At 36.1% G+C, this 21,651-nt stretch carries 2 protein-coding genes; both read right to left on the reverse strand.

The features are described 5' to 3' along the window. Window positions 1–377: 377 nt before the first annotated feature. Window positions 378–10,550 carry an SLAP domain-containing protein gene (locus LACWKB10_RS08410; protein WP_034981162.1) on the reverse strand — a complete coding sequence of 3,391 codons (10,173 nt, stop codon included), beginning with the start codon at window positions 10,548–10,550 and terminating at the stop codon, window positions 378–380. Between the two features lie 552 nt (window positions 10,551–11,102). After that, window positions 11,103–21,248 (reverse strand): SLAP domain-containing protein, encoded by a 10,146-nt coding sequence (locus LACWKB10_RS08415; protein WP_034981164.1) that lies wholly within the window; start codon window positions 21,246–21,248, stop codon window positions 11,103–11,105. Window positions 21,249–21,651 lie beyond the last annotated feature (403 nt).

The following is a 21,651-nucleotide window of genomic DNA, read 5'->3' on the forward strand; positions in this document are numbered from 1 at the left end:
TTTTTATTACATTTGTGATACAAATTTATCTAGTGTGTTTCCATATATTAAATAACATTAATAAATATTAAGTAAATTAATTCTAATAATTTTATAAATTTTAATTTGTTATTTAAAAAATGTTTGAATACAAATATGTCTTTTTAGAAAGTAAATTTTACTGCTTTACCGTCAGTTCGAGATAATGATCGACCTTGGTAACAAACGCTAATATTGTCACTGTTAACTTTTTTGTGTTTTATAATTCATTTTTAAAGTAGCTAACAAGCCTAATTTCTTAATTAAAAATCTGGAAGCAAAAACACCTCAAATTTAGAACAAATTTGAGGTGTTTTATCGTTTAGCAATTAGTTAGTCTGTATTAAAAGATTAACAACTTAAAAGTTTGCCTTCTTTATATATTTACCATTTGTTATTACATAAAATTTCTTATGACCAATTTTAATAGGATTACCATAAGTCTTAACAGCTTTATGTTTTCGCAAAACTTTTTTACCTAAACGATTACCATACTTATTGTATATATAAGCGTTATGTTTCAGCTTTAATCTCTTAGCGTCAATGTTGCCACTATCCACAAACAAACCATCTGCTAAAGCATAATAGGTTTTACCGCCAATAGTCTTCTTATCTACTGTTTCAATTTCTGAACCCGAGTTGATAATTAACTTGTTAGCACGCTTGCCATTTTCATCATATAGATAAGCATTATGCATTAATTTCTTAGTCGTAGTTACAACAGGTTGAACTGCAGTATTAATAGTTTCTGCGGCGACTTCTTCACTCGCTGATCCCATAGCAGTTACTAATTTTACATTTCCTGCTTTGACATAGCGGTTCTTCGCGATAGTGAAGTATCTTTTACCGCGAATCTTAACGATTCCTCCGAATGTATTAAGCAGTTGACCCTTCTTGTAAACTCCTGTTTTCTTAACCCGCTTGCCAAGCTGGTTATAAACATACGCATTGTGAGTCAATTTTTGCTTAGTGGCCTGACCATTTGTTGCAGCAACATAATACTTCTTGTTATTATCATGTGTGTCAACTAGTACATAGTATTCACGTCCTGCAATAGTAACCGTACCGTGTGTTGAAAGAATTGAGCCGGCACCAAGTGTAACTTTGTTAGCCCGTTTTCCAGAATCATCATATAGATAGGCATTATGCATTAAAGTCACATTAGTGCTTTCACCTAAATCATTTGGAGTTCCATTAGCTCCATTTTCTTTATCATTGGTTGGTTGCTTAGCTGAGTCAGCAGGATTAGATGAAGTACTGCCATTACCATCCGAATTAGAATTGTCTCCACCACCAATAGAATTATCGTTATTGCTGTTGTTATTGTTGTTAGCACTATCTTTAATAATTTTATCAATGACAGTTGAATCTGATGAGGCCTTATTAATCGCATCAATACCATCGTCACGCTTGCCGTCAATATCAGTTAGATTATCGTTTTGATTAATCTTCGTTTGAGCATCAGCTAAAATACGATCAATTTCAGTTTTAATGGCAGCTTTTTCATCGTCAGTATAGTTATCACCATTTTCATGTTTGACTCTGTTATTATCAATTTTCTTCTTGGCATTAGTAGCAGCATCAGAAACAGCCGCTTTGGCAATTTCCCGTATTCCAGTTAGTCTATTATTCAGAACTTCATCATAAGAATTACCAGAGATATCTTTAAATTTGTCATGCTGACTATCAGTTGAATGAATCGATGCAGACTCACCAAAATATTTCTGGTTCTGGGCAACCGCGCCTTTGTATTCAGACTCAATATCCCTATTGGCAGAACTCTTAACTGCATATAATGCTTGCTGCATTAACTGATCAATTGCTTGCCTTGCCATATCAATATCATGGTTCATTTGATTGGCAATATTTTCGTAAGATGCATCAGCTTGAGCATCTTGAGTAAGCACACTATCTATACTTCCATGTATGCCATCAAGTCTATTTTTGAAATGATCTCTATCCTGAGGAAGTAAGCTATCTATATTATTAAGCGTGTCCTTTGCCTTATTGAACATATCATTAACTTTTTCTCTGGACATCAGCTCATTATAAGCATTGATTCCGTTGCTATACGATTGGGTTGTAGATTCAATGTTTGTAGAATGCTTAATTGCATCTATTGCCTCACGTATAGCTTGAATATTCCTTTGATAATCAGGATTGGCTTTTTGTGCTTCAGTTAAGCCATTGTATCCAGCTTCTAGACCTGTTATTTCATTTCCAGAACCATTTAAGGCATTAGATTGATTATAATCAAACCACTCAGAAGTATTTTGATAAGTATCAGTTAGCTTAGTACCAATTTGATTTTCGTCAGTCGGAATTTTGTTGATATCAGTTTGTTGTTCTATACTTGCTTTTTCAGTTGCATATAAATCATCAACTATCTTGTTTAATGTTTTCTTTTGATCAGCAGTTAGTTGAGATGAGCCAATAATGTTGTGAGTTGTTGAATATTTTCTTTGTAAAATATCCTCTGCCTTTGCTTTGGCAGCAGCAAGATCAGTATCTTTTTCAACATCAGTAAATCCAGGAACGTGACTGCCAGAATCGCTATCAGAATATCCTTGGGTTGCATTGTTGACAATTTGATCAACGTCCTTTTTGACGTCATCAGTAGAACGATCATTTCCATTCTTATCTGTTGTTGGAACTGCGTTAATCTTTTCCTTGCTTTGATCGTAAATATCTTGAATCTTCTGTTTTTGCTTTTGTAAATCGGAGTTTACTAAACCAGAATCTTCAAGCTTTTTATCAGCTTCTGCTTTTTGCTCAAGAAGATTATTAATAGCATTTTGCTTAATTTGATAGATTTCTTCTTTATTTTGGGCTGTTTGGTATAGCTGGTCAATTCCAGTTTCACCTAAATTGATTGAGTGTCCCTCGCTATCGAGCCCCTTTTCAATATTTTGTAATTTCTTTTTAGCATTTTCCAGATCTGTTGTTGTCGGACTGCTTGGTAAAGCAACTTTACTAATTTCATCCTTAGTTTTTTGAACTAACTGATTAAGCTGATCTTGCAGGTCAACCTTTTGCTGATCAGTTAAATCGCTGGCAACTTGGCTAATACTGCCCTTATCTTTGACATACTTATCAATAGCAGCAATTTGTTTATTCTTTTCACTTAGTAAATTAGCTGGAATACCGGCTTGGTCTATCGCAGCTTCACCAGCTTTTTCAACTTTACCTAAGTCTGCATTATCATCAGCACCATACAAGTCGCTAACACCTTTTTGCATTGCGTCATTTATTGCAGCTTCATTTTGACTTATTTCAGTTGGATCAAGACCTGAACCAGGTAATTTTGCCTTAGCAGTTTCAGCATATTCTTTCAGAGTATTAATTTGCTTGTTCTTTTCTTCGAATCTCTGAGTTAAACCAGTAATTGCATCACTACCAGCTTGTGCTGCTTGATTCATCGCACTATTTGCATCAGTTGAATTGTTTTGAGCGGCTTGAATATTTTGGGCAGCTTTATCTCGCTCTGACTTAATGCGATCTCTCATCTGATCCGCAAGATTAGGATTATCTTTAGCAATCTTATCTGCAGCTTCGTTTGCCTTATTAACTGCATCTTGCAACTTAGTCAATGCATTATTAACAGATTCAGCCTTAATAATTTCATTATTAACTTTATTCAAATCAGCATTATTCTGATCTTTAGCATCAGATAATTGATCCTGATTGGTAGCAGAGTTTATTCTAGTTTCACCAGACTGACGAATTTGATCAATTTTATTTTTCAAATCATTATATTGGTCTTGACCTAATTTTTTATCAGCCAAGTCTTGATCAATTTGCTGTTGTAATTTATTAGTTGAATTATCAAAATCATTTTTAGCAGAAGTCTTAGCGTTAGTAATGTTCTCATCATTAGCTGTATCAACAATTGCTTCAATTGCTTTATTACCTTCATCTTGAGCCTTTTGCACATCATCTTCATTTTTAGCTTTATCAATATTCTCTTTTGCCTTATCCCGCTCGCTTTCAATTGTAGATTTATCATTAGCGTCTTTAGCAATTGAAGCTTGGGCTTTATCATCTAAAGCGGATTTTGCCTTATTTTTAGCCGCTTGCAGTTTAGCATCAGACAATGCTTGGTAAATATTGCTTAGACCTGTATTCTTTTCTGTATCAATATTTTCTGATAGAGCGCCATTAACGCTTGCAACCGCATGATCATAAGCATCTTGTGCTTGCTGTTTAAACTTAGCTAGCTGATCAGTGGTTAGACCAGTTAAACCATTTATTTCTGGTAGAACACCGGTATCAGTTGAGCCTTTTCCAAGAGCTTTATCAAGTTCTTTAATTGCTTGATCTCTTTGGTTGCGAATATCGTCAGCATCACTCTTACTTGCATTAGTAACTACATTACTAATTCCCTGTAAGGTATTATTTTTGATTTTTTCAACTGTATCGCTATCATTGGCAGCGTCAATATCTTTAATGCCTAAATCAGCCACTTCGAAAACTGCATTTTGGTCTCGTGAATCATGTAGTTTATCACGAGCTGCAAGTGCCGTGTTTTTAATCAATTCCGTAGCAACCACTTTGTCACTAGCCAACTTGGCAGCAGATTCAATGCTATTAATTTTATTTATTGCATCTTGATAAATCCCAGTTAGTTGATCTTTATTTGTAGCTGCGTCAATTTTACTATTTGAATCCGTTGGGATTGACTCAAGCTGACTAATTGCATCATTAAATTTATCATCTACTGCTTTTCTTTGATCTTCAGATAATTTGCTATAAATGTCGTTTAAGCGATTCTTGGCACTGGTAGCAGCATTGGCAATATTATTTCTAGTATCAGTTTTAGATGTATTGAAACCATTACCTGCAGCTTCTGCAGCATCAATAGCTGATTCGCCCTTTTTTTCTGCTGTATTAGCATCAGAGATTGCAGCTGTTGAATCAATTGCTGATTTTGCATTATCACGGGCAGATGTAATGTTACTAATGGTTGTGGTCTTGGCGTCATTAGTAATATCTGACGAATTATTAATTCGCTCAATCGCTTTTTGAGCATAATCGTCAAGTTTTTGCTTATTAAGGATTTTATTAACATTTACGTCACTAATCACATTGTCAATTAGTGACTTACCATTCTGGACAATCTCATTAAGCTGCTCATTAGTAGTGGTATTTTTATTATTAATGCCATTAACACCAATATCATATGTAGCATCTACTTTTGCACGCAAGTCATCTTTGTTGGCGCTGGTAATTTGATCCATATTGCCAATTTGCTCTTTAACTTTATTGCGCTCATTCATTAGAGCTGCTAAAGCCTGGTCTTTTGCAGATTGCAGGTTCGCTGCAGCTTGAATGGTTGTTAAATCATTTATACCCTTAGTTAATACTGCATCTATATCATCTTTACCTGCACTTTGAATAGCAGTTTGAGCTTGATTGAAGGCATTTGTAATCTGGTTATAGTAGTCATTCTTTTCTGTTACGCCCAAATTAGGATCATTAGTGATCTGACTGTTTGCAGAATCGCGCGCATCTTTTAATTTTCCAATTGCAGTTTGACGCTGTTTTTCTAAGGCTTGGGCGTTGATATCTGATGAAAGAGAATTAATAACGGAATTAATAGCATCAATTCCTTTTTGAGCATCATCATTAATATCAGTTACTGTATGGTCATTAGTGATAGCCTGGATTGCTTGATCATACCCTGCATCAATCTGATCCCGTTTGGCTTGAACTGTTGCAGAATCAAGTTGTTCATTTTTCTGGGCATTTGCAAGAACATCCTTAGCATTAGCTTTGGCCTGTTGCAGTTTACTAATTGCCTGCGCCTTAGTGGCTGTGATTTGAGCAGCACCTAAATCTTTAAGAATACTGTTTTGACCATCTTGCTTTGCCGAAGTGATATCAGCAACATTTTGAGCCGAAGCAATTTTTGCCTTTGCAGCTTGGGCATCTTGATCGATTTGATCTTCATAATACTTCTTATTTGAAGGACTGAGTTGACTATCATCAATGCTTTCAATTTTAGCTTTTGCATCATTAACAGCTGTATCAATGTCTTGAGCTGCATTGGTTCTAGCTTCTTCTACCTCCTTATTGGCAGTGCCTTGAGCATCGCTTACGATATTCTCAATACTATTTTTGGCATTAGTTACTGTCTCAGCAATTTTTGAACTATTAACCTTGTTTAAAGTATCTATACTATCATTAACTACTTTACTGATTTGATCATGATATGCTTTCTTTTGTTCATCAGTTAGATTGCTTGTTTGATCAATTCTTGAATTAGCATTAGTTTGCTCTTGTCTGATCTGTTTGATAGCATCAGCCAAAGAATTGTTACGCTCACCATTAGCTTTAGCTGAAGCCAGTAAGTTGTTTAAGGCATCGATACCATCATTTCGTGCTGAGTCGATTGCGGTTAAACTATCTGCTTGGTCAATGCGCTGGTTATAACCAAGAGGAGTAGTTGAATTATTGAGCAACTTCTGCGCAGCTACAACGCTATCGTCAATATCATTTGCAGATAAGCCAGGCAAACTACGCAGTTGGGTCTCAATATCGCTTTCTACTTTAGCAAGTTTAATCTTAGAAAGCTGTCTTAAAATTGACCGCTTAGTTGACTCTTCAGTTGTCGAAACAGCAGCAGAATCGCTTGCTTTATCAATATTAGTCAAACCATCAGTTACTGTTTTTTCTATTTCAGAGTTTGAAGGAATGCCTAACGAATTTTCATTAGCATTTGCATATCCTATAATTTCAGCTTTTGCAGCATTTTGATCAAAAATAGTTTGTGCTGCTGCTTCTCTTTGTTGGATTGCATTGTTATCAGAAGTGCCGTAAATTGACTTTTGCTCATCATACATAGAACTCCCTGGTTTTGCAGTTGCAACTTCTGCTGCTTGATCAATTGCGTCCAGTAAAGGAGTCTGTTGATCTAAGCTAATGCCTGAATTCTGTACTCGCTGTTTGGCAGCAGCCGCTGCAGCATTAATTTTACTTGCTTCTTGGTCAGCATTTATATCCTTAATCGACTCCTTACCCTTGGAACCATCGGGATCATCACCAGTGATAATATTGTGAACTGCTTGATTATAAGAATCCCTTATTTCTGCAGTCTTATCGGCATGGTTGTTAATTTCATCTTGAGCAACAGCCTGTAAGTCTTTCAGTGCCTGAATTGTTTTGTTAACTTTATCAATTATATCTTGAGCTTCTTTTTGGTGCCCATCTACTGATACTTGGTCAAAATCTTTTTCAATATCGCCTTCTGGTTGAGCGATAGCCTGAGCACGAGCCAGTCGAGTAGGTAAATTAGTTACTTCGGTCTTCTCTTCTTTACTCAAGTTAGGATCGCTTGCTAGCTTGTAAGCGTCAACATAAACTTGATCAATTTTTTGCTTAAGATCAGTTTCAATACTCTTCTTATAACCATAAGCAGCTTGATCAATCGCATTGATGCCATTCTTCATTGCTTCAGTAATATCTTTATCAGCTTGAATACTTTTAATAGTATTAATTGCTTTATCACGTGCAGCATTAATTGCATCTACCATTGTAGGGAATCTCTTTGACTGCAATGTGGCTTCATTATTTAAATTTGTAATTGCATTATTACGAGATGCCTCAATCGTTGAAGAATTTTGCGCCTGATTTACGATATTCTTAATTGCATCAAGAGCAGCATTCTTACGATTGTTGACCTCTGTTAAAGTATTTGCACTTGAAGCATAAACCGAAGTTTTTTCGTTATCGGTATCAATTGTTTTAGATGCAGCGACCGCAACTTTATCTAATTGATCATTAAAGTCTTTAACTTGAGCTTCAGATAGATTGTTAGGTCTATGAATTTTCGCATCACTAATTGCATCAGTTATTGCCTTAGCAGCCTGATCTTGAGCATCTGATAAAGTTAGAATATCCAAATTTTTAATTATTGGGCGACGTCCGGCAGCTAAACTAGACGGATCATAGCTAACAAAGTTTGCATTTGGAGTCAATTCTACAGAGTAGCCTTTATCAAACTTAATCGTTTGATCGGCTGGAATAGTAAAACTAAATGAACCATCGTCATTTACAATTGTTGCAAATTGTGTTGGTAAAGGGTTCAAAGAACTGTTGCTTGAATCTCTTATGGTGTCTTTTGTTTGCGAATATGGGTTGTCAATTAAATTCTTGCCATTTTGATCCTTTGGTGTCCACGCAGTTTTTACTCCCATACTATCAATTAAATTAGCCATAATATATGCTTTAGTGGCAACTGGGAGAATCAAACTAAATGGGTTTTTCAAATTTTCTGGATCTGAATCCGGACCATCAACAGCAGAATTATAATTAATTACGCTGCCTGGTTCACCGGAAATTGTTTGTGAACCATCAGCGTTTCTAGTTATCTGAACCTTACCGGGATCAATATCCAAGAAACCGCTCGGATTGGCTGGAATGAAACTAATGTTGTTATAGCCAAAATTATTGCTATTATTAAATGCCTTTTGAATAATGTCCGAAAAAATTTGATCGTAAGTCCAGCCGTTCTTAATACCATCAGCCAATGAAGTTTGGACGTCTGTCGGCAATTTATCAAGTGAAATATTAGCTTTAGCCGCTTCGGCCTTAATTTCTGCTAATTTATCTGCAGTTAACTTTTCTTGACCATTAAGCAATTCAATATTATCAACCGCTATCGTACTATCAGTTTTCCTAACAGTTAAAACGTGAAACGGTGGCAATGTTACTTTACCTACCCCACTTTGTGTCGAACTCAAATCAAATTGTTGTCGCACATTTGTTAAGGTAATTGGCATTGTGCCGATAATACTGGTATTAGGATTGGTATTTCCCTGAGCATTCAAGATTAATGAAGTAGGATTATTAACAAGTAATTTCCCACCCTGGACGTCTACTAATAGTATTTGACCAGTACCACCGTTTACATATTTGCCACTGGGATCTGGCTGACCAAGAACAATATTGAAACCACCGTTCTCAATATTGGCCGTACCCTTAATAAGAACTAAGGTACCAGAATAGTCGCCCATATTTGAACCGTTAATATTTAACGAGCCTCGTGGCAAAATGTTAAAGTTACCACCATCATAAATCAGGTTTCTATTCCACCAGTTATTGGCTATATCACCATTAGTGGTAATATTTACTTTCGCATCGCTATTAATATTGAAGACAGAGTTACCATCATTGATAAGAATTGCACTAGACTGATCATTATCATTTGTACCATTATAGTGATCACTACCAACTATAATGTTTAATTCACCATTAACATTCACGGCTTCATTATTACCTAGCATGGCGATGGCTAAAGGAAGTCCCGTGTGCTCAGCAGCATTAGAGCCTAAGTTATTATTAGGAAAATAGATTCGCGGAGCAAGTGTAACCTTAGCGTCCTTGGCAATATTAACAACATTGTTGCTCCCAGCCATTTCTAATACGTTACCACCGACAGTTTTACCGGTAAAAGTACCGCTAAAATCAATTGAGTTGTTTGAACCTGTAAATTCAAATAGTTGTTGAACATCACCACTTGATATTGTAATGCCAGGATATGGTGTATGAGTCACTTCACCATAGTTAGTTCCTGTAAAGTAAATTTTAGTATTGTTACCACAGTGAACCATCTGCGAACCATGGAAATTAACATTATTAAACGTTACTTTTGAAAAATGCCCGTCCTTGTTGTAATCATCAGTCATGATGACGCCCCAGATATCAGCACTCCATAAATCAAGGTTGTCATACGTTATATCTAAATCATTAGTACTTCCGCCATTAAGTTGAAGGTGATTACCTTTCAAGTCCACTTTAAATCTGGTATTACCGTTGCCAGCGGATTTAATCAACATTTTCCTGCCATAGAAGTAGTATGCTTGTGATCCATTCTCTGGTCCGTCAGTAATATCGTTCATGACGTCAATTTCTGAAATAGATTCATTCTGAAATGCAGTTATAAGTTCAGTAAAGGTATGGACCTGTGCTACACCAGCATCCCTGGTATTTATTTCTGTGTTTTCAGCAGCATTTGGATCTTCATCTACTACAGCAGTTGAATCAACAGGCTTTGTTGTATCTCCTTTAGGAGATGAAACATCATTGGTTTGTTGATCCTGACTAGACTGTTGGTCCGAGCTATTTGTTGGCTCAGAGGTTGTCTTTTCTGATTTTTCCTGACCAGTTAATAAACTGTGACTAGCTTTTGAGTCACTGCCACTATCTCTTAAAAACGAACTTAAGCCAGAAAAAGTGCTTAAATCGTGCTTTGTATTATCTTGACTTGACTGCTTTTCTGTAGTTGCAGTTTTGGCAGTACCCTCAGTTTGTTCCGTTTTAGTTGTTTCATTCTCATTTTTTTGAGAATTTACTTCTTCATTTGCCGGATCAACTGTATCAGCTTTAACTGTTTGATTGTTTAAGCCAAAGAATGTAAAACCAAGCAAGACAGAAGCAGCCCCAATTGTCAATTTACGAATTGAAAAGTGGTCTTGCTTTGCCTGCATTTCCATTTTACGTATTCTTTCCTTATTGTTATTTTTACCTAGCATAATAATCCTTCCTCAAAATTATGATTACATATTAATTGTAAGTCCTGTTATTTTTACTGTCAATTTAGTAACATTATTATGCACTTAAATATGTAATAAAATTTAAAAAACATGTTTATTAAATAACTATATTTTGGGATTAAATACTGTTTTATAGACATATTTATGATTAAAATAACAATAATTGCATTTTTTAATTCACACTTTATATATTATCTATAAATTCAATTTAATTTTAAAAATAATATTTATATATAATATACAAATTACTGTTTTACTGTGTATACATGAATATGTTTGTGATTTATTTAACACGATTAATTAGGTAAACATCATTTCTTCGACTTGTTTATATCATTTTTATCTGTTTAAACTTATACGCTTTTTAATTTGATTTGCAGAAAAAGAAGAAAACACATCCCCTTTAAAAATAACTAATTGTAATACTTATTAAGACTTTTATTATCTTTGATCCGAAAATACAAAAGAAGTGCCACAAATGTGACACTTCTTTCGTGATATTTAAGCTGTATGTTTTAAAGCTCTGATTATTTAAAAGTTTGCTTTCTTTACGAACCTCCCTTTACTTAATGTGTAGTACTTTTTATGACCAATTTTGACTGAATTACCATAAGTTTTAACTGACTTACGCTTCTTCAGCACTTTTTTGCCTAAGCGATGACCATACTTATTGTAAATATAAGCATTATGTTTCAGCTTTAATTTCTTGGCATCAATATTGCCACTGGCTATGTAAAGTCCATCAGGCAAGGCATAGTATGTCTGACCATTGATCTTCTTCTTGCCGGTAGTTTCAACTACTGAGCCTGCATTAAAGATCAGCTTATTTGCACGCCTGCCGCTTTCATTATAGAGATAAGCATTATGCTTTAAGCTCTTAGCAACAGTTACAACAGGTTGTTCACTACTGTTGGTATCTGCTTGCGCAACTTCTTCACTTGCTGATTTTGAAGCAGTTATCAACTTAACGTTTGCTGCTTTTACAAAGCGATTCTTGCCAATAATAAAGTATTTCTTACCGCGGATCTTAACGGCATCGCCGTAAGTATTCAGCGTCTGCCCCTTCTTGTAAACGCCTGACTTCTTAACCCGCTTACCAAGTTGATTATAGATATACGCATTGTGAGTCAACTTTTGCTTAGTAGCCTGTGCATTGCCCACAGCAACATAGTACTTCTTGTTCTTGGCACCTTGATCAACTAAGATGTAGTATTCTTTACCATTTATCGTCTTAGTACCATAGATAGTAAGGATTGAACCAACACCTAAAGTAATCTGGTTAGCCCGCTTGCCAGTTTCGTCGTACAAGTATGCATTATGCAACAATTCGACTGCAGAAGAGTTGGTTAAATCAACATCCGAACCTTTATCATTGCCATCGTCTTTATTGCTGTTAGCATTGTCGTCAGGCTTCTTATTTGGATCAGTTACAGGAGTTACTGCAGAACCTCCTCCAGTACCTGAACCACCACCGTTATTATTTCCGCTTTGAATAACCTTGTCGATTGTTGACGGATCAGAACTGTCTTGATGAATAGTATCTATCCCTTCATCACGATGCTTGTCTATATCATCACTGCTATTTGATTGATCAATTTTATCTTTGGAATTATCTTTTTGACGGTCGATCTCATCCTTAACTTTTTGTTTTTCTCCGTCAGTTAAGTCAGTGCCATCTTGGTGTTTGCCCTTATTATTGTCAACATCCTTTTTGGCGTTCTTAGCAGCATCATCAACGGCACCTTTGGCAATTTCCTTTTCCGCTTCAAGTTTATTCTTTTGAATCTCATCATAAGAATTGCCTTCAGTGTGTTTGTTTTTGTCAAAAGCATTTTGGATTGAAGAAGTATCAGCATCTTCACCAAATTCTTTATGAATCTTATCGATAGCCTCTTTTGCTTTATCAGCAATCTCCTCATCAGCCTTGTCTTTGCTGATTTGATTTGCCTTATTAATCTCAACTTGGATATCGTCTTTAGCTGTGTCAACTACCTTATCAATATTAGTCTTCTTACCAGCAGGATCATCACTAGGTGCATTAACTTGATCAACTGCTGTGTTACTATCTGTAACGTGCTTATCAACATTATCAATAAGTTCTTGCTTCTTTGTGTCATCTAAATCTTTATTATTCTTAATCTCAGTTTTTGCCTTGTCAGCAGCAGTTTTAATTTCTTCCTTAGCTTTAAGTTTATTCAAAGCTGTAATGCCTTTATCGTAGGCAGAACTGATATCCGGAATATTGTCAGCTTTATTGATGTTGGCCAGAGCATCAGTTATATCTTTAATATGATCCTTATAATCTGGATTAGCTTTTTGCTCACTAGTTAATTTGTCATATTCATTTTGCAAACCATTAGTGCCATTTACAGCATCATGCTTATCTTTAACAACCCATTCAGAAGAATTTTGCCAAATCTGATCAATGTTGGTTCCAACGTGATCTTTATCTTTTGGAACATTCTCAACATCTTTGATAGCTTCAATTTTTGCTTTTTCAGCATCATAAGCATCATCAATAGCCTTAATAGCTTCCTTCTTTTCAGAATCAGTTAACTGCGACTTATTAATAATATCATGAGCCTGATTTTGCTTGTCTTTCAGATAACCTTCTGCCTTGGTTTTAGCTCCGGCAAGATCTGCTTGATCAGTAATATTTGAAATGCCAGGGACATCTTTTCCAGTTGAAGGATCTTTATACCCGTTCTTGGCCTTATCAATTATAGCTTGAGCATCGTTTTTGACTTCATCAGCTGTTCTATCGGTAGTACCATCCTCTCCTTTGACAGGAATATCATTTATTTCTGTCTTACTCTTGTCAAAGATATCCTGTACTTTTTTCTTTTCCGTATCTTGATCAGCTGCCGATAAACCAGAACCTTCAATCTTTTTATCAGCTTCATCCTTAATATTTTGCAGCTCTTTGATAGCATCTTGCTTAGCTTGGTAGATATCCTGTTTATTCTTAGCTATATCGTAGATCTTATCTACACCGGCTTCACCGAAGTTAATTGGCTCATTATTTTCTGGCACACCTTTTTCGATATTCGACAGCTTATTCTTTGCTGCCTCCAAGTCAGATGCAGTTGCATTCTCAGGTAAGGTAACTTTGCCAATTTTATCTTTGGTACTTTGCACAACTTCATCAAGTTGCTTTTGCAAATCAGCCTTTTGCTCATTATTTAAACTAGAGGCAACTGAACTGATATCACCTTTACCTTTAACATAATCATCAATAGCAGCAATCTGCTTGTTCTTTTCAGCTAACAAATCGCTTGGCAACTTAGCTTGATCAATGGCATTTTTTCCAGCCTGCTCAATATTATCTAAATTGTCACTGTCTTTGGCGCCATATATGTTGCTGATAGCGCCTTGCAGAGCGTTATTGATATCTTTTTCGCCTTGGCTAATTTCATTAGCATCAAGATGATCACTCTGCAAGCCGTTCTTTGCAGTTTGAGCATACTGCTTCAACTTGTTAATAGCTTCATTCTTTTCCTTAAAGCGATCAGTTAAGCCAGTAATTGCTGCAACCCCATTTTGTGCAGCCTGATTCATAGCATTGTTAGGATCATTTTCATCATTTTTAGCACTTTGAATGTTTTGCGCAGCTTTATCGCGTTCAGCTTTGATCTGATCTCTCATTTGAGTAGCCAGATCCGGATTATCTTTGACGATCTCGTCTGCTGCAGCAGAAGCCTTATTGACGGCATCTTGCAACTGAGTTAAGGCATTTGTCAGTGATTCTTCTTTACCAATTTCAGCGCCGATTTGACTTAGATCATTTTTGTTCTGATTCTGGGCATTAGACAAACTACCTTTATCGGTGGCCGAGTTTATTCTAGTTTCACCATCTGAACGAGCCTTATCAATTTTGTCTTTTAGCTTATCATATTGGTCTTGACCCAGTTTCTTATCAGCTAAATCTTGATCAATCCGTTGTTGCAGTTTGTCTGCAGCGTTTTTCAGATCATTTTTAGCTGCAGCTTTATCATTTGCAAGTTGAGTATCCTTGCCTGTCTGTTCTATACCTTTTATAGCATTTTGGCCATCTTCTTTGGCTTTATTAACTTTGTCAATACTATCTGATTGATCAACTTTGTCTTTAGCCTTATCACGTTCGTTGTTAATAGCATCTTTATCAATTGGATCATTTTTACCAGCATCAGATGCTGCTTGGTCCAAGTCAGACTTAGCCTTGTTTTTTGCTGCTTGCAATTTCGCATCTGATAATGCCTTGTTAATGTCGACTAACCCAGTATTCTTTTCTGTATCTATTTGGTCAGCAGCGGCACCATCAACCTTGGCTACAGCACGATCATGCGCTTCTTGAGCTTGGTTCTTAAACTTATTCTTTTCTTCAGTACTTAGATCAGTTAAGCTGTCAATTTGATTAGTGACTCCAACATAATTTCCGCCGCCATTGAGTGCCTGGTCAAGTTCATCAATTGCTTTATTACGATTATCTCTTATTTCATCTGCATTAGAAGCAGAAGCATTATCACGGATATTTTGTATGCTTTGGATAGTGTTGCCTTTAATCTTATTAACTGTTGCAATATCACTGGCCACGTTTATATCTTTCTCTCCAAGATCGGTAACAGCTTTTACTGCATCCTTATCTTTTTGGTTTGTAAGTTGGGTATTTGCGTTAGCCCCCGCTTCTTTAATAGCAGTTATTGCGGTAACTCTTGCAGCAGCGAGGTCAGCACTTGTTTCTGCCTTGTTAATAGCAGCTATTGCATCTTTAGTAGTTTTTTCTACCTGGTCTCTATTAGTTGCCTTCCTAATATTATCAATTGCATCGTTTGAACTTTGCTGAATAGTATTGACAGCGTTATCAAATGCTTCCTTAACAGTTTTTTGCTCACTTTCACTAAGTCCATTATAAATTTCAGTTAAACGGGAAGTAGCATCATTTGCAGCATTAGAAATTTGATCAATGGCACTTTGCTTATAGCCTTGAAGACCATTACCTTTTGCTTCTGCCGCATCTATTGCGAGTTCACCATTTTGTTCTGCAAGATTAGAAGCTGGGATATCTTCTGCATTATCGACATTGGCCTTTGCTTCATCAAGAGCAGTTTTGATTCCAGCAATAGTGGAGTCCTTTACTGTTTGAGCAATATCTGTTGCATTGCTAATGCGATCTATAGCTTTTTGAGCATACTCATCAAGTTTTTGTTTGTTAATAACTTTATTAATGTTCGTATCGCTGATTACATCATCAATAGCTGCTTTGCCTTGTTGAGTTGCTTGAGTAACTTGTTGAATAGAAGATGTACTTGCAGAATTAATATTCTTGACTGCTTGATTGTATTGTTCTTCAACTTTATTACGTAACTGATTCTTATTATCACTCGTAACTTGATCCATATTGCCAATTTGTTCTCTAATTTTGCTTCTTTCCGCAAGCAAGTCATTTAGAGCTTGATCTTTAGCAGATTGCAAGTTTGCAGCTTCCTGAATCTCAGTCAGTTTCCTCGTGCCATTTGTAAGAGCGTCATCGATATCGTCTTCTTTACCTGCTGACTGAATAGCCGATTGAGCAGTATTAAAGGCATTTGAGATTTGGTTATAGTAATCGTTCTTTTCGGTAACACTTAAATTAGGATCAGTAGTTATTTGGGTATTAGCATTATCGCGAGCCTGTCTTAATTTCTTAATAGCATCATCACGCTTTGCTACTAAAGCTTTTGTTGCTTCGTCATCCGAGATACTGTCAACAATGCTTTGAATACTCTTTTTGCCTTTATCAGCATCATCATTAATATCTGAAACATTAAGGTCGCCTGTTACTGCTTGAACAGCTTGGTCATATGCACTGTCAATCTGGTTTAATTTATCTTCCCAGTCCTTGTCTTTAAGTGAGCCACTATCATGTGCTGCAGAGATGGTCTTTCTGGCTTCATTCTTTGCAGTTTGCAAGTCAGAAATTGCTTTAGCGCGTGCAGCAGAAACCTGTGCGTCGTTTAAGTCCCTGGTAATATTGTTTGCACCATCTTGAGCAGCTGATTTGACAGTGTCTTCATCTTGAGCAGCCGCAATTTTATCTTTAGCGGCTTGCGCATCTTGATCAATCAAATCTTCATAGTGCTTCTTGTTTGATTGACTAAGTTGACTGTCAGGTATGCTTTCAATCTTTTGCTTGGCAGCCTTTGCCGCATCGTCAATTGCTTGTGATGCTTTTGCACGTGCATCTTTGATTACACTATCGCCCTTATTCTGAGCATCAGCAACTATACTGTCAATTTTACCTTTGGCTGTTGTTACAGCATCATCAATCTTTGCAGTGTCAATATTGCTTAAACCCTTAATACTGTCGTCAGCAACCTTCTTAATTTGATCAAGGTATCCCTTTTTATCTTCGCTACTTAAGCCTGTTATATCATTAATAGCTTTTTCAGCATCTTGTTGCTTTTGCCTAATTTGTGCAACAGCGTCACTTACCTGAGTGTTACGCTTACCTAACTCTTGTTGCTTAGTCAACAGATTGTTCAGAGCTGTAATACCGTCATTTCTGGCTCCATCAATTGTTGTAAGTGAGTCAGCCTGATCAACCCTTTGAGTATATCCCAGTGGATCGGCATTATTGCTTAAAATCTTCTGGGCCTGCTTTTTGGCATCGTCAATATTTTGAGCGGTCAAGCCAGAAATGTTGCTGATTTGATTTTCGACGTCAGCTTCAACATCAGCTAATTTTTGCTTAGAAATTGCTTTAAGCACATTCTTTTTGGCAGTATCTTCTGCAGCTGCTACTGCATTAGAGTCAGCTGCCTTATCAATATTTGCCAACCCATCACTAATTGCTTTTGCAATATCGCTATTTGAGTTAACTGATAGATCATTTTGGTTAGTAACAGCAAAACCTGCAACTTCAGCCTTTGCTGCAGCTTTATCAAAAGCTGTCTGTGCTATAGCTTCTCTTTGCTTTATAGCCGTTCCATCTGACGTACCGTAAATAGATTTACTTGCATCATAGCCTGGGTCACCAGGTTTAGCAGTAGCAATTTTAGCAGCATTATCGATTGCATTTAAGTACTCTGCTTGATCTGCTGCTGCAAGTCCTGATTTCTGCACTCTCTTTTTGGCTGCTTCAGCTGCTTTATTAATATTGGCAGCTTCCTGATCCGCATATACCTGTTTGATCGCTTCAAGACCCTTTGAGCCGTCAGGATCATCACCATTGATGACTTTATGTACAGCATCATTTAAAGAATTTTGAATATCAGTCGTTTTGTCACTGTGCTTAGAAATTTCATCTTTAGCAGCATCTTGCAATTTTTTAATTGCACTGATAGTGTTCTTAAGAGCATCAATCGTATCCTGAGCTTCTTTTTGGTGACCTTTGACTGAAGTTTCATCAGAATCTTTATCAATGTCACCTTGTTCAGCAGCAATTGCTTCTGGACGCTTAAGTCTATCCGTTAAACCATTAATCTCAGATTTTTCAGTGTCGCTTAAGTTAGAATCTTTTGCAGTTTCTGCTATATCGGTTTTTACCTGTTCAATCTGCTTATTAAGATCAGATTTGACAGAAGCCTTATAGTCAAGAGCAACCTTATCAATTGCCTTTATTCCCTCGTCTCTAGCACTAGCAACATCATTGTTATTTTGTGCAGCCTTAACCTGGTCAATTGCTTTATCTCGCGCTTGATTAATTGCCTGAGTTTGTGAAGGATAGTATCCAGATTGTTTACTTGCCTCATTATTCAAATCATTAATGGCATTAGTTTTATTAGTTTCAATTTGAGCTGAACCATTAGCAGCTTTAATTGCATCATCAATAATCTTTAAAGCATCATCCCGACGCTTGTTTACAATCGTAATCGTATTTGCATCAGAGGAGTAAACAGATGTGTCCTTGTTAGCACTATTGATGGTCTTTGAAGCTGCAGCAGCAGCTTGGGTCATCGCATCATTAAATGCTTTATTTTGCTCATCCGTCAAATTATTAGGCTTATCATTTTTAGCCTTGTTAATCGCATCATTAATAGTCTTAGCTGCTTGATCGCGAGCATCACTCAATGTCAGAATATCCAAAGTTATTTTGACAGGCTTACTGGTATCAGTCGGATCATATCCAATGAAGTTAGCACTAGGTGACAACTCAATACCATAATTTTTATTGTAATTGATAGTTTTATCCGCCGGAATAGTAAAGCTAAATGAACCATCGTCATTGACAACAGCAGCGTACTTAGTTGGCAGAGGGTTTAGTGAAGGGTTATGAGTGTCATTTTTGGCATTGTCAACCGTATTCTGGTATGGATTTGCTATAGAATCATCTGCCCAGATAGTTTTCTTATTTTTATCATCAACAATATTGGCAACAATATAAGCCTTGGTAGCTATCGGCATAACCAAACCGAACTTATTTTGAGAGTCTTCCAGACCATCTACTTTAGGGTCATAATTTATTACACTACCTGCAGCGCCCGTAATAGTGTTTGAACCGTCGTCATTCCTCGTGATAGTGACCTTGCTAGTGTCAATGTCCATAAAACCACTTGGGTTGGCAGGAATAAAGGCAATATTATTGTAACCAAAGTTTTCGCTATTGTTGAATGCTCTTTGAATAATATCAATAAAAAGATCGTCAAAAGTTTTATTGCTGGCTGAAGTTTCTTCTAAAGATTCTTTCACATCATTTGGTAACTTTTCATAATTAATACCAGCAGATGCTATTTTGACTTTTAATTGATCCAATAGATCTTCAGTTAGCGTCGTTTTACCATTCAATAGCTCAAGTTTGTCTACAAGAATGGTGCCTTTTCTTTGTTTTCTAACATTTAAAACGTGGAATGGCGGTAAAGTAAGTTTGCCAAGTCCAATGTTTAAATTAGTAAGATCGAATTGTTGCCGTACATTTGTTATAGTAATATTATTTTCACCAACGATACTGGTATCTGGATTCTTGTTAGCCGACGCATTCAAAATTAGAGAGGTGGGGTTATTGACAATTAAAGTACCACCCTGAACATCTACTAACGTAATAGCGCCTTTTCCCGCGCTTGGCCGGTTATCAATGTTAGTGGAACCATCGAGAACAATATTAAAAGCACCGTTTTCAACATCAGCTTTGCCCTTAACCAAGACTAAAGTTCCACTATAGTCACCCATGTCCTGACCAGTGACATTTAAAGTACCCTTAGGTTTAATGTTAAAATTACCACCATCATAAATAAGGTAGCCACCACCATTTGCGTCACTGATGTTACCGTTAGTAGTAATATTTACTGTACCATTGGTTTCAATATTGAAACTAGAGTTAGAATTCCGTAGATATATCGCTCTACATTTATTGTCATTGCGAGTTCCCTTATATGGATTTGCCTTTGAGTTATCGCCCATATTAATATTCAATGTACCCGCAACGTTTACGGTGCCACTACCGGTAATAGCAATAACAGTAAATGGTCTCCCCCATTCACCATTTGAACCATGAGAACCGTCATACTCTAATAAGGGCGTCAAATTAACAGTGGCACCTTGACGAACTGTAACAACGTCATTATCGCTTTCCATTTCAATCATGCTGCCGCCAAAAGTAGAGCCTGTGAATGTACCGTCTACAAATTCAACACTACAATTTTGACCAGTGAACTGAAATAGTTGCTGGTTGTTATTGTCAGATGGTCCACCATCATAATAAGGTGTTTTAATCGTTCTTATTTCATTATCACCACGAAAGAAGATGTGAGTGTTCCGACCAGAATAAATTAACTGGGAACCTTCAAATTTCGTATTTTTAAAGGTAATGTTGGCATTTTGACTACTATTTAGCCCACCAGTATCAAATACGCCATAATAGTCTGCGCTTTTCATTGCAACATTTTCAAAAGTTACGTCAAAGGAATTACGCTGAATAATTTCAGGGTGGTATCCTTTAAAATCAATTAAATGTCGCGTATCCCCATCGGATATGATTCGCAACGTTCTTCCAGGAACTCTACCAATAGATGCGTGTCCTCCATTAGTTGTGGGAGCAATATCATTCATGATACGAATTTCGCTCACATTTGCATTTAAGAGTGCAGTTTTAAAATTATCCCAATTTTTTACCTCAGCAATTGTACCGGTAGCATCCCTTTTTTCATCTTTATCAACTAATTCAGGATCCTGAGAATCAGTTTTTTCAGAATCATTTGTTTCTGAAGTATCCTGATTAGTGTCATCATCAGTTTTAGATGGATCCTTAGCATTACTTTGATCCTGATCAGGGGTTTTGGAACTATCGTCAACAGTATTATCCTCGTCCTTATCTTTTGGATCATCAGCCTTGGAATCCTCAGTTTTATCTGTAGAATCTTTTCCTGCAGTGGTTGATTTCTCAGTATCAGTACTCTTTAAAAAAGAACTCAGGCCAGAAAATGTGGTTAAGTCTGCATCCTTTTTCGTTGAGTTACTTTGCTTGTTTTCACTTGGAGTTTGGGCTTTATCTTTATCTGCTGTTTGATCAAGCTCAGTCTGAGACTCATTAGTTTTAGTATTAATTTCTTCCTTTGCAGGATCAACAGTATCAGCCTTAGCGGTCTGACTATTCAAGCCAAAGAAAGTAAAACCGAGCAAGACAGAAGCAGCACCAATTGTCAATTTACGAATTGAGAAGTGGTCTTGCTTTGCCTGCATTTCCATTTTACGTACTCTTTCTCTCTTATTATTTTTACCTAGCATAAAATAATCCTTTCTCAAAAATACTATTTATAGCAATATTTTAATGCTGGGTATTATAATTGTCAATATAGTATTTATTATAAACTAACCTTAAATAACATATAGATAAAAAATAAAACTTTATTTTTTTTAAATAACTTTAAGATATCTTAACCTTACTATTAATAATGGAGTTTAATTTATATAAAATAACATTAATAATTTATAAAAAAACTAAAATATTTTAAATTTTCATGTATATAAGAAGTGCGCCTGCTATTTTATATTTTCATATATTTATATATACTATACGTAAATTTAAATACTATTTACTATATTTGGATATTTTTGTAAGCCCTTTACTAGCTTGATTTATTAAATTAAATTTATCATTTTGAAAAAATACTATATAAAATTATATTTA

Source organism: Lactobacillus sp. wkB10 (assembly GCF_000760615.1).
Classification (GTDB): domain Bacteria; phylum Bacillota; class Bacilli; order Lactobacillales; family Lactobacillaceae; genus Lactobacillus; species Lactobacillus huangpiensis.